At 69.8% G+C, this 23,045-nt stretch carries 19 protein-coding genes, 1 tRNA gene and 2 riboswitches; of the genes, 17 read left to right on the top strand and 3 right to left on the bottom strand.

Going from position 1 to position 23,045, the window contains the following annotated elements:
* Positions 1 to 478 precede the first annotated feature (478 nt).
* The 4 genes from BLQ39_RS09190 (at position 479) to BLQ39_RS09175 (ending at position 4,890) form a co-directional block, all read left to right on the top strand.
* Entirely contained in the window at positions 479 to 3,004 is a 2,526-nt protein-coding gene (locus BLQ39_RS09190; RefSeq protein ID WP_092323461.1) for an ATP-dependent Clp protease ATP-binding subunit, read from the top strand.
* Positions 3,005 to 3,146: 142 nt separating this feature from the next.
* Positions 3,147 to 3,689 carry an amino-acid N-acetyltransferase gene (locus BLQ39_RS09185; protein WP_422386354.1) on the top strand — a complete coding sequence of 181 codons (543 nt, stop codon included), beginning with the start codon at positions 3,147 to 3,149 and terminating at the stop codon, positions 3,687 to 3,689.
* 63 nt (positions 3,690 to 3,752) lie between these two features.
* Positions 3,753 to 4,391: a hypothetical protein gene (locus BLQ39_RS09180; RefSeq protein WP_092323458.1), complete on the top strand. Its 639-nt coding sequence runs from the start codon at positions 3,753 to 3,755 to the stop codon at positions 4,389 to 4,391.
* Between the two features lie 88 nt (positions 4,392 to 4,479).
* Positions 4,480 to 4,890 carry a dehydrogenase gene (locus BLQ39_RS09175; protein ID WP_241977143.1) on the top strand — a complete coding sequence of 137 codons (411 nt, stop codon included), beginning with the start codon at positions 4,480 to 4,482 and terminating at the stop codon, positions 4,888 to 4,890.
* A 56-nt stretch (positions 4,891 to 4,946) separates the two neighbouring features.
* Here BLQ39_RS09175 and radA read toward each other — a convergent pair whose 3' ends face one another.
* Positions 4,947 to 6,308 (bottom strand): DNA repair protein RadA, encoded by a 1,362-nt coding sequence (gene radA, locus BLQ39_RS09170; protein ID WP_092323455.1) that lies wholly within the window; start codon positions 6,306 to 6,308, stop codon positions 4,947 to 4,949.
* A 10-nt stretch (positions 6,309 to 6,318) separates the two neighbouring features.
* Complete coding sequence (locus tag BLQ39_RS09165) at positions 6,319 to 7,125, bottom strand: SGNH/GDSL hydrolase family protein (RefSeq protein ID WP_241986908.1); 807 nt, start codon at positions 7,123 to 7,125, stop codon at positions 6,319 to 6,321.
* Positions 7,126 to 7,228: 103 nt separating this feature from the next.
* Here BLQ39_RS09165 and BLQ39_RS09160 point away from each other — a divergent pair.
* From BLQ39_RS09160 to thiD, 4 genes are all read left to right on the top strand, one after another.
* Positions 7,229 to 7,318, top strand: a tRNA-Ser gene (locus tag BLQ39_RS09160).
* A gap of 391 nt (positions 7,319 to 7,709) precedes the next feature.
* Positions 7,710 to 7,814: riboswitch (TPP riboswitch) on the top strand.
* A gap of 96 nt (positions 7,815 to 7,910) precedes the next feature.
* Positions 7,911 to 8,579, top strand: a complete 669-nt coding sequence (locus BLQ39_RS09155) for an ECF transporter S component (RefSeq protein WP_092323452.1) — start codon at positions 7,911 to 7,913, stop codon at positions 8,577 to 8,579.
* Between the two features lie 55 nt (positions 8,580 to 8,634).
* Positions 8,635 to 10,950, top strand: a complete 2,316-nt coding sequence (locus tag BLQ39_RS09150; protein WP_166784452.1) for an ATP-binding cassette domain-containing protein — start codon at positions 8,635 to 8,637, stop codon at positions 10,948 to 10,950.
* A gap of 37 nt (positions 10,951 to 10,987) precedes the next feature.
* A riboswitch (TPP riboswitch) is annotated at positions 10,988 to 11,086 on the top strand.
* Positions 11,078 to 12,601 carry a bifunctional hydroxymethylpyrimidine kinase/phosphomethylpyrimidine kinase gene (gene thiD, locus BLQ39_RS09145; RefSeq protein WP_092323562.1) on the top strand — a complete coding sequence of 508 codons (1,524 nt, stop codon included), beginning with the start codon at positions 11,078 to 11,080 and terminating at the stop codon, positions 12,599 to 12,601. Its footprint overlaps the riboswitch before it by 9 nt.
* A gap of 14 nt (positions 12,602 to 12,615) precedes the next feature.
* On the opposite strand, the gene thiE is transcribed toward thiD, so the two are convergent.
* Entirely contained in the window at positions 12,616 to 13,260 is a 645-nt protein-coding gene (thiE, locus tag BLQ39_RS09140) for a thiamine phosphate synthase (RefSeq protein WP_241982893.1), read from the bottom strand.
* A gap of 70 nt (positions 13,261 to 13,330) precedes the next feature.
* Here thiE and thiO point away from each other — a divergent pair, with 70 nt between their 5' ends.
* The 9 genes from thiO (at position 13,331) to BLQ39_RS09095 (ending at position 22,853) form a co-directional block, all read left to right on the top strand.
* Positions 13,331 to 14,563, top strand: a complete 1,233-nt coding sequence (gene thiO, locus BLQ39_RS09135) for a glycine oxidase ThiO (RefSeq protein WP_092323448.1) — start codon at positions 13,331 to 13,333, stop codon at positions 14,561 to 14,563.
* On the top strand, positions 14,560 to 14,814 hold the full coding sequence (gene thiS, locus BLQ39_RS09130; protein WP_092323446.1) for a sulfur carrier protein ThiS: 255 nt from the start codon (positions 14,560 to 14,562) through the stop codon (positions 14,812 to 14,814). The genes thiO and thiS overlap by 4 nt, the downstream gene beginning before the upstream one ends.
* Before the next feature lie 2 nt (positions 14,815 to 14,816).
* Complete coding sequence (locus BLQ39_RS09125) at positions 14,817 to 15,608, top strand: thiazole synthase (RefSeq protein ID WP_092323445.1); 792 nt, start codon at positions 14,817 to 14,819, stop codon at positions 15,606 to 15,608.
* Between the two features lie 35 nt (positions 15,609 to 15,643).
* Positions 15,644 to 16,813 (top strand): molybdopterin-synthase adenylyltransferase MoeB, encoded by a 1,170-nt coding sequence (moeB, locus tag BLQ39_RS09120; protein WP_092323443.1) that lies wholly within the window; start codon positions 15,644 to 15,646, stop codon positions 16,811 to 16,813.
* A gap of 523 nt (positions 16,814 to 17,336) precedes the next feature.
* Positions 17,337 to 19,142 (top strand): acetate--CoA ligase, encoded by a 1,806-nt coding sequence (gene acsA / locus BLQ39_RS09115; protein WP_092323442.1) that lies wholly within the window; start codon positions 17,337 to 17,339, stop codon positions 19,140 to 19,142.
* Positions 19,139 to 20,140, top strand: a complete 1,002-nt coding sequence (gene pdhA / locus BLQ39_RS09110; protein ID WP_241982892.1) for a pyruvate dehydrogenase (acetyl-transferring) E1 component subunit alpha — start codon at positions 19,139 to 19,141, stop codon at positions 20,138 to 20,140. Before acsA ends, pdhA begins: the two co-directional genes overlap by 4 nt.
* A gap of 13 nt (positions 20,141 to 20,153) precedes the next feature.
* Entirely contained in the window at positions 20,154 to 21,134 is a 981-nt protein-coding gene (locus tag BLQ39_RS09105) for an alpha-ketoacid dehydrogenase subunit beta (protein ID WP_092323440.1), read from the top strand.
* Positions 21,127 to 22,614, top strand: a complete 1,488-nt coding sequence (locus BLQ39_RS09100; RefSeq protein WP_092323439.1) for a dihydrolipoamide acetyltransferase family protein — start codon at positions 21,127 to 21,129, stop codon at positions 22,612 to 22,614. Before BLQ39_RS09105 ends, BLQ39_RS09100 begins: the two co-directional genes overlap by 8 nt.
* A complete protein-coding gene (locus tag BLQ39_RS09095; protein ID WP_092323437.1) occupies positions 22,611 to 22,853 on the top strand; it encodes an acyl carrier protein in 243 nt (80 codons plus the stop codon). Before BLQ39_RS09100 ends, BLQ39_RS09095 begins: the two co-directional genes overlap by 4 nt.
* Positions 22,854 to 23,045 lie beyond the last annotated feature (192 nt).

Raw genomic sequence — 23,045 nt, 5'->3', positions numbered from 1 at the left:
CGTTCGGATGAGGGAGCGAACGCCCTCCACGAAGCGGGTGGTGTCGGTAACCTCCGCCTTCGTCCAGAACGCGACCACGGCGACGGGCGCGAGCAGGGCCCCCAGCGCGATCAGCAGCACCGCGAAGAACCCGCGAACCCTGCCCCGCGCTCGCGTGCGGGGCAGCGTCGCGAGCGCCCCGGACTCCACCTGGCCCCGCAGACGGGCGTTCTCCGCGGTCAGGCGGGCGATCTCATCCTCGGGGTTCTCGGTGCGATTCATCGCAGCCCTCGCGCGCTTGCCCCACGCTTCGTCCTGCCATTATTTGCGCGGGTACGGCTGCTCGCAAGGGCAGACGGGGCCTGCGGCCGAGCATGGCCTCGGCTCCCCGCGCGCGTCATCCGTCACGCCTAGGGCGAACAAGCGCCTGCAACCCAGTTTCGCTGGTTACTCTCGATGTATCGGCGCCACAACTGCCCCTGGCGCCAAGGGAGTAATCATGTTCGAGAGATTCACCGACCGAGCTCGTCGCGTCGTCGTTTTGGCCCAGGAAGAGGCCAAGATGCTCAACCACAACTACATCGGCACCGAGCACATCCTGCTCGGGCTGATCCACGAGGGTGAAGGCGTCGCCGCGAAGGCCCTCGAGAGCCTGGGCATTTCGCTCGACGCCGTGCGCGAGCAGGTGCAGGACATCATCGGCCAGGGCCAGCAGCAGCCGACCGGGCACATCCCGTTCACGCCGCGCGCCAAGAAGGTGCTCGAGCTCAGCCTCCGCGAGGCCCTGCAGCTCGGCCACAACTACATCGGCACCGAGCACATCCTGCTCGGCCTCATCCGCGAGGGCGAAGGCGTTGCCGCCCAGGTGCTGGTCAAACTCGGCGCCGACCTCAACCGGGTGCGCCAGCAGGTCATCCAGCTCCTCTCCGGCTACCAGGGCAAGGAGCAGGTGCAGGTGGGTGCCAACGAGCAGCCGGCCGGCGCCGCGGGCAGCCAGATCCTCGACCAGTTCGGCCGCAACCTCACCCAGTCCGCACGCGACAACAAGCTCGACCCGGTCATCGGACGCGAGAAGGAAATCGAGCGGGTCATGCAGATCCTCTCCCGTCGCACCAAGAACAACCCCGTGCTGATCGGTGAACCCGGCGTCGGCAAGACAGCCGTGGTCGAGGGCCTCGCCCAGGCCATCGTCAAGGGCGATGTCCCGGAGACGCTGAAGGACAAGCAGCTCTACTCGCTCGACCTCGGTTCGCTCATCGCCGGCAGCCGCTACCGCGGTGACTTCGAGGAGCGCCTGAAGAAGGTCACCAAGGAGATCCGCACCCGCGGCGACATCATCGTCTTCATCGACGAGATCCACACCCTCGTCGGTGCGGGAGCCGCCGAGGGCGCGATCGACGCGGCCTCCATCCTCAAGCCGCTGCTCGCCCGCGGTGAGTTGCAGACCATCGGCGCGACCACGCTCGATGAGTACCGCAAGCACTTCGAGAAGGATGCCGCCCTCGAGCGTCGCTTCCAGCCGATCCAGGTCAACGAGCCGTCGTTGCCGCACACGATCAATATCCTCAAGGGGCTGCGCGACCGGTACGAGGCGCACCACAAGGTGTCCATCACCGACGGAGCCCTCGTGGCCGCGGCGAACCTCGCCGACCGCTACGTCTCCGACCGCTTCCTGCCGGACAAGGCCATCGACCTGATCGACGAGGCCGGCGCACGCCTCCGCCTCTCGATCCTGTCGAGCCCGCCCGAGCTGCGCGAATTCGACGAGAAGATCGCCGTGGTCCGTGCCGCCAAGGAAACCGCCATCGAGGAACAGGACTTCGAGAAGGCCGCAAGCCTGCGCGACGAGGAGAAAAACCTCCTCGGCGAGCGTCTGCGCCTCGAGAAGAAGTGGAAGTCGGGCGACGTCAAGACGACCGCGGTCGTCGACGAGGGCCTGATCGCCGAGGTTCTCGCGCAGGCCACCGGCATCCCGGTCTTCAAGCTCACCGAGGAAGAGTCCTCGCGGCTCGTCTTCATGGAGAAGGCCCTGCACCAGCGCGTCATCGGCCAGGAGGAAGCCATCTCGGCCCTCGCCAAGACGATCCGTCGCACCCGTGCCGGGCTCAAGGACCCGAAGCGCCCGAGCGGTTCGTTCATCTTCGCCGGCCCCACCGGCGTCGGCAAGACCGAGCTGGCCAAGGCGCTCGCCGAGTTCCTGTTCGACGACGAGGCCGCCATGATCTCGCTCGACATGAGCGAGTACGGCGAGAAGCACACCGTCTCCCGGCTGTTCGGTGCCCCTCCCGGGTTCGTCGGTTTCGAAGAGGGCGGCCAGCTCACCGAGAAGGTGCGCCGCAAGCCGTTCAGCGTGGTGCTGTTCGACGAGATCGAGAAGGCACACCCCGACATCTTCAACTCGCTCCTCCAGATCCTGGAAGAGGGCCGGCTGACGGATGGCCAGGGTCGCGTCGTCGACTTCAAGAACACCGTGATCATCATGACGACCAACCTCGGCACGAAGGACATCAGCGGCGGACCCGTCGGTTTCCAGCTCGAGGGCGACACCTCGACGGGCTACGACCGGATGGCCGGCAAGGTGAAGGAAGAGCTGAAGAAGAACTTCAAGCCCGAGTTCCTCAACCGCGTCGACGAGATCATCGTCTTCCCTCAGCTGTCCAAGCCGGAACTGCTGCAGATCGTGGACCTGTTCATCAAGCGCCTGAGCGACCGCCTGCTCGACCGCGACATGACCGTCGAGCTCACCCTCCCTGCCAAGGAGCGGCTGATCGAGGTCGGCTTCGACCCCGCGCTCGGCGCCCGGCCGCTGCGCCGCGCGGTGCAGCACGAAATCGAGGACCGCTTGTCGGAGAAAATCCTGCAGGGCGAGCTCAATGCGGGCGACCACGTGCACGTGGACTTCCAGGCCGGCGAGTTCGTCTTCACGACGACCGTGCGCGAGTCGGCCGTCGGGATCGGCGTCAACGCGACCGCCAGCATCGGCACCGGGTCGGGCACACCCGACCTCGCGGTGACCAGCGAGTAGTCCGGCACCCGGGGCAACTCACGGGAAGGGGCCCGGCGGAGCAATCCGCCGGGCCCCTTCGGCTTTCGTCATGAGGGCGGGGGAGCGGAGCGGAATCCGTAGACTGGACGTTCCGGGTGAGAACGACGAGAGAGGGCCGAGCGTGCCAGCGCAGGACCACGCAGGGCAGGACCACGCAGTGCAGGGCTACTCGGTGCGCCGGGCGCGCACCAGTGATGTGCCGCGCATCCAGGCGCTCGTCGAGCCGCTCATCCAGGAGGGCATCCTGCTCGGTAAAGACCGGGTCGTCTTCTACGAAGCCGTCCAGGAATTCCGGGTGGCCGAGGACGCCGAGGGGCGCCTGATCGGCTGCGGCGCCCTGCACGTGATGTGGGAGGACCTCGCCGAGGTGCGCACCCTGGCCGTGTCGGCGGACTGGCTCGGCCACGGCGTCGGCCACGCGCTGCTGGACCGCCTCGAGGCGGATGCCCGCGAACTCGGCCTGAGCCGTCTGTTCTGCCTGACCTTCGAGGTGCCGTTCTTCAGCCGGCACAGTTTCGTCGACATGGGCTCCGAGACCGTCGATCCCGCCGTGTACGCCGAACTCGTGCGATCACACGATGAGGGCGTCGCGGAATTCCTCGACCTCGCGCGGGTCAAGCCGAACACGCTCGGCAACACCCGCATGGTCAAGCGTCTGGCCTGAACCATTCCGCCGACACGCACGCCATTACCGGGCAGCGGCGCGACGGCTCGTTAACCTTGGGGCATGTCGACGACAAAGAACTCCGGTGGTCGCCAGTCCAGCACCGTGTACCGGCGCCGCCGCCTCATGGTGGGGCTGGGCCTGCTGGCCGTGCTCGTCATCATCGTCCTCATCATCGTGAAGCCCGGTTCCAGCCGCGGCGAACCGGTCGACCCCACGCCGCCGGCCGCGTCCGCTTCCGCCCCCGCGACGGATGCCGCGCCGAAGCCGACCCCGGAACCCGCGGTCGCGGGCGCCCCCTGCGTTGCCGCCCATGTGCAGGTCGAAGCGATTACCGATGCGGTCAAGTATGAGCCGGGCAAGTTGCCCCAGCTCTCCCTGAGTGTCACCAACACCGGCGACACCTCCTGCACCATCAACGCCGGAACCTCCAAGCAGGTCTTCACGATCTCGAGCGGCAAGGACGTTTACTGGACATCCACCGACTGCCAGCAGGACTCGGCCGACCAGGCGGTCCTGCTCGAGCCCGGCGACCCGATCAGTTCGACCACGCCTGTCGCCTGGCAGCGTGTGCGCTCGGCGAAGGACACCTGCGACGCGGACACCCGCGACGCGGCGCCGGCCGGTGGTGCGTCGTACCACCTGCGGGTCAGCGTCGACGGAATCGAATCCGAGACGCCGAAGCAGTTCCTGCTGTACTGAGGTCCGTGCCGCTGCACCGAGCGATCGTTCGCTCACGGCAGGTGCTTTCGCTTGGACCTGCAGCGGCGCCGGCTGGTTGAATGGATTGGTGACCGAACCCACTCCTCCCACCCGTTCCGAGCCCCTCGCCGCGGCCCTCGCCGCGCAGGACGTCGTTGCCGTGGCCTACGCCCTGCGCAACGACGTGATCATCGTTCCGCAACTCGTCGTCAACGGTCGGGCCGAGCAGGTTCGGGTCTTCGGCCGCGAAGGCTCGGACAAGCGGATGCTGCTGCTCTTCTCGTCGACCGAGAACTACGCCCGGATGCTGCCGGACGACCCCGACCCTCGGGTCATGGTCGGCGACGCGCAGTGGCTGCGCGAGTTCCTCACCGTGCACGAGCAAACGCTGGAAATGGTGTTCTTCGACATCGCCGGTCCGCATGTGATGCAGGCCGCCCCGGCGGACCTGATGCGGGCGCTCGGACCGCTCCCCGCGGAGGGCGAGGGCGGGGAATAATCGCCCCCACGGGTAGGCGGGGCGGTGCCGCTCGCATCCGTGCTGGCGGTGTCGGCCTAAAAGGCCCGGTCGAGCTCGGCCTCGCGGTCGGGCACGCCGGTGGCCAGCGCCTGGCTTACGGCGGTGGCGATCGATCCGCTCGCGACGTCGATGCGGGTCGTGAAGCCCAGTCGCACGCCCTCGCCGGCGCGCTGCGTCGCCGCGGAGACGGCGCGGATCTCGCCGGCCAGGCTGATCTCCCCGAACGCGGCCACGGTGTGTGCGATCGGACGGTCCCGCACCGCCGACGCGATGGCCAGGGCGATCGCCAGGTCGGCGGCAGGCTCGGTGAGACGGATGCCGCCGACCGTCGACACGTAGACATCCATTCCGCCCAGTTGCAGGCCGGCGCGTTTCTCGAGCACGGCCAGGAGCATGGCCACCCGTGAAGGGTCGACGCCGTTCGTCACCCTGCGGGGGTTCGGAGCCTGGCTCGCCACGACGAGGGCCTGCACCTCGACGGGCATCGCCCGCCGACCCTCGAGGGCGACCGTGACGCAGGTGCCGGAGACCGGATCGGTGCCTCGGCTGAGGAAGAGCCCGCTCGGGTCGGGCACCTCGGCGATGCCGTCGCCGGTCATCTCGAAGCAGCCCACCTCGTCGGTGGGCCCGAACCGGTTCTTGAGCGCGCGCACGAACCGCAGCGCCGTCTGCCGGTCGCCCTCGAACTGGCAGACCACGTCGACCAGGTGTTCGAGCAGCCGCGGCCCCGCGATCGAGCCGTCCTTGGTCACATGGCCCACGAGCAGGATGGGCAGGTTGCGGTCCTTGGCCACGCGAATGAGGGTGGATGCCACCTCCCGCACCTGGCTGGGCATGCCCGCGAGGCCGTCGGAGAGCGAACTGGCGACCGTCTGCACCGAGTCGACGATGACGAGGTCGGGCTTCACCGCGTCGATCTGGCCGAGGATGGTGGCGAGGTCGGTCTCGGCGGCGATGTACAGCTCGGGCTGGAGCGCGCCGGTGCGTTCGGCCCGGAGGCGCACCTGGCTCACGGACTCCTCGGCGCTCACGTAGAGCACGCGGGACTTGGCGGCCGCCGCCTTCGACGCGACCTCGAGCAGGAGCGTGGACTTGCCGACGCCGGGCTCACCGCTCAGCAGGATCACCGAGCCGGGAACGATGCCGCCGCCGAGCACCCGGTCGAATTCGTTGATGCCGGTGGGCCAGTGCGCGACCGAGGTCGTGTCGACGTGCGTGATGGGCCGGGCGATGCCGTCGCCGGTTACCGTCGTCGGCTTGACAGAGCGGCCGATCCCGGCCTTTTCTGCGGCGTCGAGAACGGTGCCCCACTGCTGGCACTCGCCGCAGCGACCCGCCCATTTCGGGGTGGTCCAGCCGCACTCTGTGCAGCGGAAAGTCGAGAGGGGCTTGGCCATGCCAGCGAGCCTAGCCGGGGCCACCGACGCCGGGTTGCGCGTCGGCGCTGGCCTGGGGAATCCGACGCGCGATGTCGGCGCTGAGTTCGGGCAGGAACGCTTCGACCCAGACCCGGTAGCCGCGGTCGTTGGGGTGGAAGAAGTCGTTCGCGAACTGGGTGGCGACGCTCCGCAGGCCCTGCCGTTTGGTCGTCGTGTGCAGCGGAACCACGCTCAGCCCGAACTCCGCCGCGACGCCGCGCAGGATGCCGTTGGCCTCGGCCACCTTGCGCTCGTTGTGGGGCAGGTGGAAGCACGGCAGGTCGGCGACGATCGCATGGGCGGGGAGGGCTGCGAAGATCTGCCGGATCCCGGTCTCGAAGAGCGTGGCATCCCACAGCGCGATGTCGTTTGCACCGATGGCGATCGTGACAACGTCGGGGTCGAGTTTCACGAAGCGCGGCAGCTGGTCGCGCACGGCCAGGTGCACGGTGGCGCCGGACACGCTGAGGTTGATCACCCGCACGGTGCGCTCGGTGCTCAGGCGGATGTGATCGGCCAGGATCCCGACGTACCCCCGGTTGGGCTTGCTCGCGCCGATGCCCTGCGCCGCGCTGTCACCGATGGCGACGTAGAGCAGCTCGCCCTTCTCCTTGGCGTGATCCCTCCACCACTGCGAGTGGATCGGCAGGGTCTCGTTCAGCACTGCCGCGTTCTCGGCCAGCCGGAGGCGGAACTTCTTGTAGTTGAACGTGGCGGCAGCACCGATTCCTGCCGCCGCAGCCACGGTGCCGGCGGTCAGGACGAGGGAGCGGAGTCGCTGGTTCAGGGATATCACCCGCCGAGAATACAACCCTGCTCTGGGCATCCGCTGATTGGCGGCTGGGCGCGTGCTCGCGCGGATTCGCGCCGGGACGTCCGACTCAACTACAATCGACCCCGGTACCGTGTCCGAGCGGCCGAAGGTGCAACTCTCGAAAAGTTGTGTGGGGGAGACTCCACCGTGGGTTCAAATCCCACCGGTACCGCCACGGGGGTTGTTCTTAGAACTGGTTGATTCTGTTCCAAGAACTCGTCCCAAAACGAATGGCCTCCGAGATTTCGGAGGCCATTTGTCGTTTCCGGATAGCGGGAGCGGATGATCTTCAAGCTTGTCCGCTGGCCCGCGTAAATTCCGCACCTTTTGCAGAACCGGGCTATAGCTTCAGCGGCCAGGGCTATCTCAGCCGGCTGAGGCCGGTCCGGCATCATCCCAGCCGGGGCTGTCCAGCGTCTCGCGGTTTGCCGGTGGACTTCCCCGCACGAGGTTGCTCGTTTTTCTGCGTACATCGACCACCGAGGGTGCGGCTGACTCGGGCACGTCACATAGTGAAATGCGCCGCACGGCCGGTCCCGTCGCGCGAGTGCCCATGTAACATCATCGGTGAACGACAGGGGAGCGCTTCACTGCGCTGAGAGTGCGGGAAGCCGCAGACCCTCGAACCTGCTCCGGTTAGCACCGGCGAAGGGAGTCGGGAAATCTCACGTGCCTTCGTGCCGTGCCCCGCCGGGCTTGCCCGGGTGAGCGCGGCCTGAGGGAACGTCCCCGCGGTATCCATCGGAATCCACGGGAACAGGAACAACATGACTACGCAAGACACGACGGTTCGGGACGCATCGTCGCCCGGTGCACCCAAGAGCACCATACTCGCCTCCGGCCGGCTGACCGCCTGGCGCGGGGTCGACCTGATCACCGCCGCCATGCTCGCCGTGGCGTTCGGTGTCGCCTTCTGGGGATTCGACACGTTCATCTACCCGCTGCTCAGCGTCGTGACCGTCGGCTTTCCCCCGGCGGGTGAGCTCTCGCTCGGCGTCTGGCTGATCCCTGCCGTCGTCGGCGGACTGGTCATCCGGCGCCCAGGCGCCGCGCTCTTCACCGAGCTCGTCGCGGCCAATGTCGAGCTATTGCTGGGCAACGGGTGGGGAGTCGCCGTGCTCCTGTCCGGACTGCTGCAGGGCCTCGGCGTCGAGCTGGTGCTCGCCCTGGTTCGCTGGCGGCGCTTTGGCGCCGCAACGGCCGTGCTCGGCGGCGTCGCCGCCGCGATCCTGGAAATCGTCGGCTACGAATGGTGGGCGTACACGGCCGATTACTCCCCGGCATGGAAGCTCGCCTACCTCGCCTGCGGTGTCGCGTCCGGCGCCCTGATCGCGGGCCTCGGCGGCCTGGCACTCGTGCGGGCGCTCGCCCGCTCCGGTGCCCTCAATGCCTTCCCTGCCGGCCAGGAATTCCGTGAGTCCCGCGCGACCCGCTGACCGGCCCGCGCCCGCCGCTCCGCCGCACCGCCCGCCGCGCGCGCGCGGAGCGCGGGTGGAGGTGCACGAGCTGACCTGGCGCCCGTTCGGGCGTGCAACGCCGGTCCTGCACGACGTGACCCTGCAGATCGAGGAGGGGCAGCGCATCCTGCTGGCCGGACCGAGCGGCTCCGGTAAGTCGACCCTGCTGCGCGCGCTGGCCGGCGTGCTCACCACGACGGATGCCGGCGACCTCGCCGGATCGATCGGCGTCGACGGCCGGGACCCGCACCTGCATGGCGCCCCGGCCGGGCTGCTCGTGCAGGACCCGGCGGACGCGATGGTCGCCCCTCGAGTGGGACGCGAGGTGGCCTTCGGCCCGGAGAACGCCGGCCTGCCCCTGGAGCAGATCTGGACCGCGGTGCAGCAGGCGCTGGACGCGGTCGGGTTCCCCTATGGCCCGGACCATCCGGTGGACGCGGTGTCCGGCGGCGAGGCGCAACGTCTCGCGCTCGCCGGCGTGCTCGCACTGGCCCCCCGGCTCGTGCTGCTCGACGAACCCACCTCGATGCTCGACCGCTCGGCCGCGGACACGGTGCGCGCGGCGATCTGGGTGGCGGGCCGCGCCTCGGGCGCCACGATGGTGCTGGTCGAACACCAACTCGACCCCTGGCTCGACGAGGTCGACCGGGTGATCATCCTGGACGCCGACGGAAGAATCAGCGCAGACGGCACCGTTGCGGAGACGCTGCTGGAGCGCGGCGCGGCGCCGGCATTGCAGGGTGTCTGGGCTCCGGGCCTCCCGGCCCCGGTTCCCCGCGGGTTGCCTCCGGAGTTGTGCCTTCCGGCTTTGCCGGGCGGGCCGGTCGGTTCGGTTGTGATCCGGGCGGATGCCGTCGGCGTGGTCCGCCGTCCGCGCGCCGGGCTTGCGTCGCCCGGGGGCCAGGCCGTGCCTGCCTCGGTGCAGGCGCTCTCGCGCGTCGACGCCAGCGTTCGTTCCGGCGAGGTCCTGGCAATCGTCGGCGTCAGCGGAGCAGGCAAGTCGACGCTCACTGCGCTGCTGGCCGGCCTCGAGCTGCCCACCTCCGGGACGGTGAGCGCGGGACGGGAGCTGGCCGCCGGCGTCGGCCCGCACCCGGCCCGGTGGTCGTCCACGGACCTCGCACGTCGTGTCGGCTGGGTGCCGCAACATGCCGAACTCGCCGTGGTCGCCCGCACGGTCCTGAATGATGTGCTGAGCACGAGCCGGGCGCTCGGCCTGGACGAAAAGGCGTCCACGCAGCGAGCCGACGGCCTGATCGAGGCGCTCGGCCTGTCGGCGCTGCGGGACGCCGACCCGCACGAGCTCTCCGGTGGCGAGCTCCGGCGGCTTGCGCTCGCCGGAGCGCTCGCCCACGGGCCGTCGGTGCTGGTGCTCGACGAGCCGACGGTCGGGCAGGACCGTGACACCTGGGCTGCCGTGACCGGGCTGATCCTGTCCGCCCGGGCCGCCGGCGTCGCCGTCGTCGTCGCCACCCACGATCCTCTGCTCATCGCACTGGCCGACCGAAGGATCCACCTCGAGCACGGCAGGGGGGCGTTGACGGATGCCGCGGCGACGCCGGTCGGGGCATCCGCCGTGGCCGAGGGCAGCGGCGACGCGGACACACCGGCACCTGTGCCCCGCCGCCGGCCCCGCCCCACCGGCCTCGCGAGACGCTGTGGGCCGTTGTCGCTGCTCGGGTCATCCCTGTTGCTGATCGTCGGCGGGCTGGCCATCACCGATGTCCGTGTGGCCGCGGCGTGCGTCGCGGTCGAGTTGCTCCTGGCTCCGCTGGTCTTCGGCTGGGCTCGTCCGTCCGTCCGGCTGATCCCCGGGTTGCTCGCCGTCGCATCCGTGGGGTTCTCGAATTGGCTGCTCAGCACGGGACAGGACCCGCTGGCGGGCGTCACGGCCGGCCTGCGGGTGGCCTTCTTCGTGCTGCCCGGAGTTCTGCTCGCGGGCTCCGCGGATCCGTTCGCGCTCGGTGACCACCTCGCCCAGCGACTCCGGCTGCCCGCGCGACCCGTTGTCGCGGCCGTCGCCGCGCTGCAACGCTTCGAGGGCCTGGGCCGGCAGTGGGACCAGCTGCGCCGCATCCGGCGGGTGCGGGGACTGGACGCCGGGCGTGGACCGAGCACCAGGAGCCGGCAAGCGGCGGCCATGACCTTCGCCCTGCTGGTGCAGTCGCTGCGCCAGGCGGGCCGGATGGCCGTGGCAATGGAGGCGCGCGGCTTCTCGGCCGGCCGCAGCGCAGGCGTCCGCCGGACCTGGGCCGAGCCCGCACCCTGGCTGCCGGCTGACTCCGCTCTGCTCGCCCTGGGGCTCATCGTGGCCGGCACGCCGATCCTGCTCCAGGCCGCGTGGCCGTAATCCGCGCCGCTCCCGGGGAACGGTCTTGTAGGCTTTCCAGATTGACACGGGGTGCTCCGCCGGATGCGGGAGCTGAGATGAAACCCGTTGAACCTGTCTAGTTAGCACTAGCGAAGGGATGTCGCAGATGAACACGCACGTCGCCCCAGGCCTCGAGTTGAGAGTCACGCCGAGGGTGCTGAGCATCGCCGGGACCGATCCGACGGGCGGCGCGGGCATCCAGGCCGACCTGAAGAGCATCGCCGCGAACGGAGGCTACGGGATGGCCGTGGTCACCGCCCTCGTGGCGCAGAACACGTGCGGGGTACGCGCCGTGCACACTCCCCCGGTGGAGTTCCTCCGGCAACAGTTGGACGCGGTGAGCGAGGACGTGACGATCGATGCGGTCAAGATCGGGATGCTGGCAGACGTCGCAGTCATCCGGGAGGTGCGGTCCTGGCTGGAGGCCAACCGCCCACCGCTCGTCGTGCTCGACCCGGTCATGGTGGCCACCAGCGGCGACCGGCTGCTGGAGCCCTCCGCGGAGCAGGCCCTGCGGAACCTGGTGCCGCTCGTCGACCTGGTCACGCCCAACCTGCCGGAGCTGGCCGTGCTGCTGGGGGAGCCGCCGGCCGAAAACTGGTCGGAGGCGGTGGAGCAGGCCCGGCGCCTGTCGGCGGCGACCGGGGTCACTGTGCTGGTCAAGGGGGGACACCTCACCGGCGAGAGCTGCCCCGACGCCCTGGTCAACAGCCACGGGCTGTTGGCGGACACCGTGGTGGAGTTCGCCTTGCCCCGGGTGGAGACGAGCAACACGCACGGCACCGGCTGTTCGCTGTCCTCCGCCATGGCCACGGTGCAGGCGCGGACCGGGGACTGGGCCGACTCGCTGGCGCAGGTCAAGGCCTGGCTGCACGACGCCCTGGTGCACGCGGACGACCTGGAGGTCGGCGCAGGCAACGGGCCGATCCACCACTTCCACCGGCTCTTCGCCGGGAAGGCTCCGGTCGGGCAGGAATTCAGCCGGAGTCTCTGGCAGGACATCGAACCCACCCGGACGGCCATCTTCGACCTGCCGTTCATCGAGGCGCTCGGCGACGGGACCCTCGACGAAGCGGAGTTCTCCTACTACCTGGCGCAGGATGCGCTCTACCTGAACACCTACTCGCGCGTGCTTGCCCGGGCCAGCGCCCTGGCCCCGACCGAGTCCGCCCAGCTGTTCTGGGCCAACTCCGCCCGGGTGTGCCTGGAAGTTGAATCAGACCTGCACCGCACCTGGCTGGGCGCTGACACCGCGCCGCGGAAACTCGGCCCCGTCACCAAGGGCTACCTGGACCACCTGTTGGCCGCCAGCGTGCAGGGCAGCTATGCGGTCCTGGTGGCCGCGATCCTGCCGTGCTACTGGCTCTACGCGGACGTGGGCGACCGGCTCCATGCCCGGTTCCTTGCTCGCGGCGACGGCAGCGTGCACCCCTACGCGGCGTGGCTCGAGACCTACGCCGACGAGGGCTTCGCCGCGGCCACCCGGCAGGCCATCGCCTTCACCGACGAGGCGGCGGGCAACGCCTCCGCCCAGGAGCGAGCGGCCATGAGAACGGCGTTTGCCCAGTCCTCGCGGTGCGAGCTGGACTTCTTCGACGCGCCCCGGCTGCATGCGGGCGCCTCGTCATGAGAGCGGACGAGCGGCTAGCGCAGCGGGGGCAGGTGAGCGAGCAGCCGCTGCGCGGCATCCGTCGGGTCATCCGCCTCGGTGATCGCGCGAACCACGACGACGCGAGTCGCGCCGGCCACCACGACCTGCTCGATGTTGGTCAGGTCAATGCCGCCAATTGCGTACCAGGGCAGGTTGCTTCCCGTCGCTCTGATCCTCTCAGTCGCGTACCCGGCCAGCGCGGTCCCCACCGCGGCACGCCCCGGTTTCGTCGGCGTGGCCCAGACCGGACCGACACAGAAGTAGTCCAGCGCCTCGGCGGCCAGGGCGGCGTCGATCTGCTCCGGCGTGTGGCTGGAGAGGCCGATCGCGGCCGTCTCACCGAGCAGCTTGCGGGCGGAGGCCAGCGGCAGGTCCTTCTGCCCGATGTGGAACACCGGGGCCTCGACCAGGACTGCGATGTCGGCCCGGTCGTTGACGGCCCAGAGCTTCCCGTGACGCTCTGCGGTGTCACGGAGGATCTCGAGGAGCTCCAGTTCCTCCGCGGCCTCGATGGTTTTGTCCCTGAGCTGGATGATGTCCACACCCCCGGCGAAGGCGGCATCGAGGAACTCGGCGAAATCGCCGCGCGATTTCCGGGCGTCGGTGCACAGGTACAGCCGGGCGTGATCATGATCCATGTGACCCACCATAAAGGCGATTTCCGCGAGTCGGCCCCACTCCGGACCCAGACCGAAATGCACCGGGTTCATGGCTGAGCGCGCCGTGGACGTCGTCGTCATTGGCGCCGGCATCATCGGGCTGGGGATAGCCTGGACGGCCGCGCGATCCGGCCGCACCGTCACCGTCCTCGACCCCGCGCCCGCCACCGGGGCTACGTATGCCGCCGCAGGGATGCTGGCTCCCGTCAGCGAGCTGCATTATCAGGAGGAAGACCTGCTCGAGCTCACGCTGGCTTCCGCGGCGTTGTACCCGGCATTTGTCGAGTCCCTGGGTGTGGCCGCCGCTGACGCCGGCTACCGGACGACCAGGACCATCACCGTTGGCGCCGACGCGGCAGACCGGCGGTCGCTGGCCGACCTGCGCGAGGCGCAACTCAGGCACGGTCTGGCCGTGGAACCGCTGACCATCCGCGCAGCACGCGCCCAGGAACCCCTGCTCAGCCCGCAGCTGTCAAGCGCATTCAACACCCCGCAGGACCACCAGGTCGACCCCCGGCTGCTGGCGCACCGGCTGGAATCCGCCATTGGCCAGGCCGCGGCGGCGAACCACTGGACCCAGGAGGCGTTCCTCAGGCAGAACGCGGCCGGGCTCGTGCACGAGAATCCGGCTGATGCTTCCTCCCGCGTTGTCGGGGTCACCCTGGCGGACGGCTCCACGGTCACGGCGGGCGAGGTCATCGTTGCCAACGGCCTGGCCGCCGCCCGGCTGGGCGGGCTGCCGGATTGGCTGGCGCTGCCGCTGCGCCCGGTCTACGGCGAGATCCTCCGGCTGCGCGTCCCGGAGCATCTCCGCCCTCTCCTCACCGCCACCATCCGCGGCCTCGTTCGCGGCCTTCCCGTCTACCTCGTTCCGCGCTCCGACGGAACGGTCGTTCTCGGTGCCACCCAACGCGAAGACGGGTCAGCCGCGGTGTCTGCGGGAGGTGTGCACCAGTTGCTGCGGGATGCCCAGGTGCTGGTGCCGGCGGTGGCCGAACTGGAACTCATCGAGGTCACCGCCCGCGCCCGCCCGGGGACACCGGACAACGCGCCGCTGCTCGGACGGGTCGCCCGCGGCCCCGGGCGGGCAGCCGGCGACATTCCGGGCCTGGTCATCGCCACCGGATTCTTTCGCCACGGCGTTCTGCTTACCCCCATCGCGGCCGAGCATTGCCTGCACCTGCTCGACGGCACGGCGGACGCCAGATGGGCTCGTTTCCTCCCCGACCGTTTCTCAGCCCACCCCGTTCCCGCCGCCCAGCCAGAAGGAGTCCGCCCATGACTGAACCCCAACCCGCCGAGATCACCGTCAATGGCTCGGCCCGGATCCTGGCGAAGGGCGAGACCGTCACCGAACTGGTCGGCGAAATCACCGGCCGCCGGATCGCGGGGAACGGGCAGGCGACTGACGGGAAGCGACTCGGTGTCGCCGTCGCCCGGAACGCCGGCGTGGTGCCGAGAAGCCAGTGGGCCACAACCACACTCATGCCCGGCGACGACGTCGAGATCGTCACCGCGACGCAGGGAGGCTAGCCATGACGCTGACCACGCAACCGGGCCCAGATCCGCTGGTGATCGACGGCATCCCGTTGACCTCCCGCCTGATCATGGGCACAGGCGGCGCACCCAGCCTGGACGGGCTCGGCGCGGCCCTGCTGGCGTCCGGCACGGAGCTCACCACGGTGGCCATGCGCCGGCACAGCCCGGGCGCCGCCGGGTCTCTGTTCGAGCTGCTGGTCGAGCACGGAATCCGCGTTCTGCCCAACACCGCCGGCTGCTTCACCGCCAGGGAAGCGGTGCTGACGGCGGAACTGGCCAGGGAGGCCCTCGAAACCGACTGGGTGAAACTCGAGGTCATCGCCGACGAGCAGACGCTCCTCCCCGACGCCGTCGAGTTGGTGGATGCGACCGAACAGCTGGTGGCGCGCGGTTTCAAGGTGTTCGCGTACACGAACGACGACCCGGTGCTGGCGTTGAGGCTCGAGCACCTCGGCGCCGTCGCCGTGATGCCGCTCGGCGCGCCGATCGGCACGGGCCTCGGCATTCTCAACCCGCACAACATCGAGCTCATCGTTGCCCGCGCCGGAGTCCCGGTGGTGCTCGACGCCGGAATCGGCACCGCCTCTGACGCTGCGCTCGCCATGGAGCTGGGCTGCCACGCCGTGCTGCTGGCCACAGCCGTCACGCGCGCGCAGGACCCGGTCAGGATGGCCGACGCCTTCAGGCACGCCGTCATCGCAGGCCGGATGGCCTCGCAGGCCGGGCGCATCCCCAAACGGAAACATGCGCTGGCCTCGTCGGCGATGGACGGACGGCCGGACCTGTGAACGCTGCCACCACAGCATCCGCGCTCGCCGCGTCTATGTCGGCCGTGGCGCCGCTGGTCGAACCGGCCGCCGATCTCACCGTGGCGGAGACCGAACGCTACTCGCGGCACATCATCATCCCCGAGATCGGCGCCGTCGGCCAGCGCCGGCTGAGGAACTCGCGGGTGCTCGTGGTAGGCGCGGGCGGCCTGGGCTCGCCGGTGCTGCTCTACCTGGCGGCCGCCGGCGTCGGCACTCTCGGCATCATCGACGACGACATCGTCGACCTCAGCAACCTACAGCGCCAGGTGATCCACGGCGTCGCGGATGTCGGGCGGTCGAAACTGGAGTCGGCTCGCGACGCCGTTGCCGAGCTCAACCCGCTGGTGGCAGTGCGGCTTCACCACGCCCGGCTGGACAGCACGAACGCGCTGACGTTGTTCGCCGACTACGACCTGATCGTGGACGGTTCGGACACCTTCGCCACCAGGTATCTGGTCAATGACGCCGCGGCGATTCTGGGCAAACCGTATGTCTGGGGATCCGTTTCCCGCTTTGATGGGCAGGTCAGCGTTTTCTGGGCGAAGCACGGCCCCAGCTACCGCGACCTGTACCCGGAGGCTCCGCCGGCTGGATCGGTCCGGAGCTGCGGCGAGGGCGGGGTCTTCGGCATGCTGTGCGGCGTGGTCGGCGCGATGATGGTGTCGGAGGCGGTGAAACTGATCACCGGCGTAGGACGTACATTGCTCGGACGGGTTTTGCTCTTCAATGCGCTGGGCGCGTCTTGGCGCGAAATCACGGTCGCCAGGGACCCCGCCGGCGAACCGGTCACCGAACTCGTGGACTATGAGCTCTTCTGCGGAACATCCCACCGGCCGGACACGGATGCCAGCGCCGGTCTGTCTGTTCGCGAGCTGGCTGGCATGCTGGCCGCGCGAGGGCGCGGTGACTGCGACTTCGAACTCATCGACGTGCGGGAGCCGGGGGAGCACGAGATCGTGCGCATCCCCGGGTCGCGGCTCATCCCTGTGGCTCTCATCCTCGGCGGGGGCGCCGTGTCGCAGGTACGGCTGGACCAGAACATCGTGCTGTACTGCAAGGCGGGAATCCGGTCGGCTGAGGCACTCTCTGAGCTGCGACGGCAGGGCTACAGCCGTATTCAGCATGTGCAGGGAGGCGTGTTGGCGTGGGCGAAGGAAATCGATCCGTCCCTGCCCCTGTACTAAGGCGTGACTACTGCGTTTCGAAGCCAGATGGTGACGGTGTCGAGGACGTCGTCGGTTAGTGAGGGCAATGCTGCTGCCAGTGATTTCGCTGCTCGCATACTCAGCGCATGCGGGGAAGGGTCGGCCCCTGCCCTCGTCGGTGACCTTCTGGGTACTCGGGAGGGTGGCAGTTCTCGATCTTGAAGGCGGTCGGATTCCGTTCCTTGAGTCGGTAGAGCGGAATGCGCACTTCAACGCCGTCTGAGGACTTCGTGAAGCGAGTCCAGGTCGATGCCGAGGGCTGCGATCTCAGGCGGAGGATTTTCTCGTTCCCTGGCGCGCGGCGGCCGGGGCAAAAAAAAGGAGGCAGGGCGACAACCCGAATGTCACCCTGCCTCAGCTCCGGTTACGAAGAACCGGGGAGCTTTCGTAGCTAATACTGCAGGTGCGGAGCCGAATCCGAAAGTCATCATTTCGGGGGACCCCGGAACGAGGGGGTCTCCGTGCCCTATGCCAGAGGCTCCGCCGGGAGTTTGATGTGGGCATGACGGCAGGAATCGAGTCGGCCACCCGCTGGCCCACAATCCACAAGGACATCGCCGGTTTTCCGGTGCAGCCGAATCTCGTCGACTACGACGCGACATGCGCTGCCTTCACCTGGGACTCGGCCCGGCGCGGGTTGTCCGGGCTGCCCGGCGGCCGGGGCCTCAACATCGCGTATGAGGCGGTGGACCGGCACGCGGCCGGCCCGCACGCCGCCCGCGATGCGCTGCGCTTCGTCCGGGCCGACGGCACGACCCGGGCGCTCACCTACGCGGATCTCTTCGAGCAGACCAACCGCTTCGCCAGCGTGCTGCGCGCACTCGGCGTCGAGCGGGGGGAGCGCGTCTTCTCGCTCCTCGGGCGCATCCCCGAGCTGTACGTGGCGATGCTCGGCACCCTGAAGAACGCGAGCGTCTTCTGCCCGCTCTTCTCCGCCTTCGGACCGGAGCCGGTGCGCCAGCGGCTGCACCTCGGCGCCGGCCGGGCGCTGATCACGACCCGGGCGCTCTATCGCAAGAAGGTCGCGCCGATCCGCGCCGAACTTCCCGAGCTGCTGCACGTGCTCCTCGTCGACGCCGACGGCGCCCCGGAACCGGGCACCCTCGACCTGGCCGAGCTCATGCGCAACGCCCCGGAGTTCGGCGGGATCGCGACCACGCACCGCGAGGACATGGCACTGCTGCACTTCACGAGCGGCACGACCGGAACGCCCAAGGGAGCGATCCACGTGCACGACGCCGTGACCGCGCACTACGCCACCGGGCGCTTCGCGCTCGACCTGCACCCCGACGACATCTACTGGTGCACCGCCGACCCGGGCTGGGTCACCGGCACCTCCTACGGGCTGATCGCGCCGCTCGTGCACGGCGTGACCAGCATCGTCGACGAGGAGGAGCTGGACGCCGACCGGTGGTACCGCATCCTCGCCGAGCAGCGGGTCACGGTCTGGTACACGGCGCCGACGGCGCTGCGGATGCTGATGAAGGCCGGCGCCGACCGGGCCAGGGGCCACGACCTGTCCGCCCTCCGCTTCGTGGCCAGCGTGGGCGAGCCGCTCAACCCCGAGGTCGTGGTCTGGGGCCAGGAGGCGTTCGGCCAGCCGGTGCACGACAACTGGTGGCAGACCGAAACCGGCGGCATCATGATCTCGAACTACGCGGCCACCGAAATCCGGCCCGGCTCGATGGGACGGCCGCTGCCCGGCGTCGAGGCCGCGCTGGTCGCGCGCGACGAGCAGGGCAAGCCGGTGCTGCACAACATCACCGCCGTGCTGGTGACCGATCCGGATGTCGTGGGCGAGCTGGCCCTGCGCCCCGGCTGGCCGTCCATGTTCCGCGGCTACCTCAACGAGGAGGCGCGCTACCAGCGCTGTTTCGTCGGCGGCTGGTACCTCACCGGCGACCTCGCCAAGCGGGACGCCGACGGCTACTACTGGTTCGTCGGCCGCGGGGACGACGTGATCAAATCGTCGGGCCATCTCATCGGACCGTTCGAGGTGGAGAGTTCGCTGATGGAGCACGAGGCCGTGGCCGAGGCCGGCGTGATCGGAGTCCCCGACCCCGTCGCCGGCGAGATCGTCAAGGCCTTCGTCGAGCTGCACGCGGGGTTCGAACCCACGGACGCGCTGCGCCTGGAGATCATCGGCTTCGCCCGCAAGCGGCTCGGCCCCGCCGTGGCGCCGCGCCTGCTCGAGTTCGCCGAGTCGCTGCCTCGCACCCGCAGCGGCAAGATCCTTCGCCGGCTGCTGAAGGCCCGCGAACTCGGCCTGCCCGAGGGGGACACGTCGACGGTGGAGGTGCCGCGGTGACCGGCAAGGCGGCCGAGGCGCCGCACTTCGCCGACCCGGGGCACGTCCGTCATCTGCTCCACCAGATGCTCCGGGTGAGGCGGCTGGAAGAGAAGTGTGTGGAGCTCTACAGCGAAGCGAAGATCCGCGGGTTCCTGCACGTGTACATCGGCGAGGAAGCGGTCGCGACCGGCGTGATGGCGACCCTGCAACCGGACGACGCCGTGCTGGCGACCTACCGCGAGCACGGCCATGCGCTCCTCAAGGGCGTTTCCGCCGGTGCGATCCTGGCCGAGATGTACGGCAAGGCCGAGGGGTGCTGCCGCGGGCGCGGCGGGTCGATGCACCTGTTCGACGCGGCCACTCGGTTCTACGGCGGCAACGCCATCGTGGCCGGCGGCCTGCCCCTCGCGGTCGGCCTGGCCCTGGCCGACAAGATGGCGGGGCGCTCGCGGGTCACCGCATGCTTCTTCGGCGAAGGCGCCGTCGCCGAGGGGGAGTTCCACGAGAGCCTCAACCTCGCCGCGCTCTGGCAGCTGCCGGTGCTGTTCTGCTGCGAGAACAACCTCTACGCCATGGGCACCGCGCTGAATCGCTCGGAGTCGCAGACCGACATCGCCCTGAAGGCGGCCGCCTACGAAATCCCGGCCTGGGCCGTGGATGGGATGGACGTGCTCGCCGTGGAGGAGGCCGCGCGCCGGGCGACGGACGCCGTGCGCGCCGGAGGAGGACCGCATTTCCTCGAACTGCGCACCTACCGTTTCCGGGCGCACTCGATGTTCGATCCCGAGCGGTACCGGGAGAAGGCCGAGGTCGCCCAGTGGCTCGAGCGTGACCCGATCGACCACCTCCGGACGGCCCTCGAGGCCGCCGGCCAGCTCCGCAAGAAGGATTGGGACGCCATGCAGCGGGAGGTGGACGCGGAGGTGCAGGCGGCCGTGGATTTCGCCGAGGCGGGCACCCCGGAATCCGTCGACGAGCTCACCCGCTTCGTCTACAGCGAACGGGGCGCACCATGAACGGGGTGCTGCCATGAAGACGACCTACCGTGAGGCGATGCGCGCCGCCATGCGCGACGCGATGCAGCGTGACGACCGGGTGTTCCTGATGGGCGAAGACGTCGGCGAATACGGCGGATGCTTCGCGGTGAGCCTCGGGCTGCTGGAGGAGTTCGGACCCGAGCGGATCCGCGACACCCCGCTCTCGGAGGCCGGCTTCGTCGGGGCCGGGATCGGCGCGGCCCTCGGCGGGATGCGCCCGATCGTCGAGATCATGACCGTCAACTTCAGCCTGCTCGCGCTGGACCAGATCATGAACAACGCGGCGACCCTCTCGCACATGTCGGGCGGGCAATTCAGCGTGCCGGTCGTCATCCGGATGACCACGGGCGCCGGCCGCCAGCTCGCCGCCCAGCACTCGCACAGCCTCGAGGGCTGGTACGCGCACATCCCCGGGCTGCGCATCCTCACCCCGGCGACCCTCGCGGATGCCCGCGGGATGCTCTGGACGGCGCTCGAGGATCCCGACCCGGTGCTGATCTTCGAGCACGGCTCGCTCTACAACATGGCCGGCGACCTCGACGATGACGCCGGCGCGGTGGACATCCAGACCGCCGCCGTGCGCCGAACGGGCGCCGACGTGTCCCTGATCACCTACGGCGGAACGCTGCAGACCACCCTCGACGCCGCGGATCAGCTGGCGGAGGAGGGCATCGACGCCGAGGTGCTGGACCTCCGCACCCTGCGTCCGCTCGACGACGCGGCGATCCTTGCCACCGTGGCAAAAACGCACCGCGCCGTCGTGGTCGACGAGGGCTGGCGCAGCGGCAGCATCTCCGCCGAGATCAGCGCCCGGATCACCGAGGCCGCGTTCTTCGACTTGGACGCCCCGGTGGGCCGGGTCTGCAGCGCCGAGGTGCCGACGCCCTACGCCAGGCACCTCGAGCTGGCCGCGGTGCCCTCGGTGGAGCGAGTCGTCGCGGCGGCACGGCAGGCGGTGGGGGCGCATGGGTGACTTCCGGATGCCCTCACTCGGCTCGGACATGGAGAGCGGCAAGATCATCGAATGGCTGGTCAAGCCGGGCGACTACGTGCACCGCGGCGACATCGTCGCCGTCGTCGACACCCAGAAGACCGTGATGGACGTGGAGACCTTCGAGGAGGGCGTGGTCGCCGACCTGCTCGTCGAGGTCGGCACTACGGTTCCGATCGGCACCCCGCTGGCGCGGATCACGGGCACCCCCGCCGAGGGTGCCGAACCGGCCCGGCCGGCACCCCGGGCGCGGGCGGAGAAGCCCGCCGAGAAAGCCGCCGAGAAGCTCGCCAGAAAGCCCGAGAAGCCGCCCGCCGAGAAGCCGCCCGCGAAGGAGCCGGCACTCGGCTTCGTCTCTCCTCCGGTGCGCCACCTCGCGCGCCAGCTCGGCGTCGATACGGCCCGGCTCCGCGGCACCGGCAAGCACGGCGCGATCACCCACGCCGACGTCGAGCGCGCCGCGGCGGAGCATGGGCCCGAAGCGGCCCGGGCCCAGGCCGCCCCGGCCCCGCCCGCAGCCGCCGCCGGCCGGGTCCGCTCCTCGCCGCGTGCCCGGCGGGTCGCGGCCGAGCTCGGCGTCGACCTGGCCGCCGTGTCGGGGACGGGCCCCGAAGGCGCGATCACCGAGACCGACGTCCAACGGGCTGCAACCGCGGCCGCACCGCCGCCGCTCCCGGCAGCAGAAGCGCCGGCCGCCGAAATGCCCGCCGCAGAAGCGCCGGCCGCCCAAACTCCGGCCGCCGCGCCGGAGAAGGCGGCGACTCGCCCCGGCCCGACACCGGCCGAGGCCGCGGAGCGGTCTGCGAGCCTGCGCCGGGCCATCGGGTCGCTGATGTCCCGGTCGAAGAGGGAGATCCCGCACTACTACCTCAGCACGACCATTGACCTGCGTGCCGCCCTCGCCTGGATGGAGTCGACCAACACCGGCCGGCCCATCGCGTCCCGGCTTGTCCCCGCGGCGCTGCTGCTGAAGGCATCCGCGCTGGCCGCCCGGGACGTGCCGGAGGTCAACGGGTTCTTCACCGACGACGCCTACCAGCCGAGCGACGCGGTGCACCTCGGCGTGGCGGTGGCGCTGCGCCAGGGGGGACTGGTCGCGCCCGCGATCCACGACGCAGACACCCTGTCGATCGACCTGCTGATGGAGCGCCTGCGCGACCTGGTCAGCCGCGCCCGCGCGGGGCGGCTGCAGCGTGCGGAGATGGCCGACCCGACCATCACCGTCACAAACCTCGGCGACCTCGGTGTCGAGAGCGTCTTCGGCGTCATCTACCCGCCGCAGGTTGCGCTGGTCGGCTTCGGCCGGGTGGTCGAGCAGCCCTGGGCGCAGAATGGCCTGATCGGAGTGCGCCCCGCCGTCACCGCGACCCTGTCCGCCGACCATCGCGTGAGCGACGGCTTGCGCGGAGGAAGATTCCTGGCGCGGGTCGACGAGCTGCTGCAGAAACCGGAGGAACTATGAACGAGCAGGACGCCCGAGCGGCCGTGCACGCCGCGATCGGCCAGGTGGCGCCGGATGTCGACACGGAAGACCTCGTGGAGACCTCCCGGCTGAGGCAGGACCTCGAACTCGACTCGCTCGACTTCCTGCGGCTGATCGAGACGATTTCGCAGGCGACCGGCGTCGACGTCCCCGAGCGCGACTACACCCAGGTGTCGACGGTGAAGGGGCTCGTCGAATACGTCGCCGCCCACGGCTGAAACGCGCCGTGCCGACTTCGCCCACAACTGCCGCCGCTGCCAGGGTGAGGCGAGGCGAGGTGAGGTCCATTCCTCCACAGGGGCCGCCTCGCCGGAGTTATCCACAGAAAATGCGGCTGACCGGCCCTTTGTCGGTAGGAATGTCGGTGGTTCGGCGGAGACTTAACGTATGGACACCCCCACCGAAACCCC

This window comes from Cryobacterium psychrotolerans (genome assembly GCF_900101115.1).
Lineage (GTDB): Bacteria > Actinomycetota > Actinomycetes > Actinomycetales > Microbacteriaceae > Cryobacterium > Cryobacterium psychrotolerans.
The sequence above is the reverse complement of the archived record's forward strand: the minus strand, read 5'-3'. Positions and strand labels throughout refer to the sequence as shown.

Bases quoted from the DNA above. Each gene is read 5' to 3' on its own strand.
- acsA (WP_092323442.1), top strand. From the start codon at position 17,337: ATGACGGCAGGAATCGAGTCGGCCACCCGCTGGCCCACAATCCACAAG.
- thiO (WP_092323448.1), top strand. From the start codon at position 13,331: ATGGCTGAGCGCGCCGTGGACGTCGTCGTCATTGGCGCCGGCATCATC.
- thiE (WP_241982893.1), bottom strand. From the start codon at position 13,260: ATGGATCATGATCACGCCCGGCTGTACCTGTGCACCGACGCCCGGAAA.
- thiD (WP_092323562.1), top strand. From the start codon at position 11,078: ATGAACACGCACGTCGCCCCAGGCCTCGAGTTGAGAGTCACGCCGAGG.
- BLQ39_RS09190 (WP_092323461.1), top strand. From the start codon at position 479: ATGTTCGAGAGATTCACCGACCGAGCTCGTCGCGTCGTCGTTTTGGCC.
- radA (WP_092323455.1), bottom strand. From the start codon at position 6,308: ATGGCCAAGCCCCTCTCGACTTTCCGCTGCACAGAGTGCGGCTGGACC.
- BLQ39_RS09155 (WP_092323452.1), top strand. From the start codon at position 7,911: ATGACTACGCAAGACACGACGGTTCGGGACGCATCGTCGCCCGGTGCA.
- BLQ39_RS09095 (WP_092323437.1), top strand. From the start codon at position 22,611: ATGAACGAGCAGGACGCCCGAGCGGCCGTGCACGCCGCGATCGGCCAG.
- moeB (WP_092323443.1), top strand. From the start codon at position 15,644: ATGTCGGCCGTGGCGCCGCTGGTCGAACCGGCCGCCGATCTCACCGTG.
- BLQ39_RS09105 (WP_092323440.1), top strand. From the start codon at position 20,154: ATGAAGACGACCTACCGTGAGGCGATGCGCGCCGCCATGCGCGACGCG.
- thiS (WP_092323446.1), top strand. From the start codon at position 14,560: ATGACTGAACCCCAACCCGCCGAGATCACCGTCAATGGCTCGGCCCGG.
- BLQ39_RS09100 (WP_092323439.1), top strand. From the start codon at position 21,127: ATGGGTGACTTCCGGATGCCCTCACTCGGCTCGGACATGGAGAGCGGC.
- BLQ39_RS09125 (WP_092323445.1), top strand. From the start codon at position 14,817: ATGACGCTGACCACGCAACCGGGCCCAGATCCGCTGGTGATCGACGGC.
- BLQ39_RS09180 (WP_092323458.1), top strand. From the start codon at position 3,753: ATGTCGACGACAAAGAACTCCGGTGGTCGCCAGTCCAGCACCGTGTAC.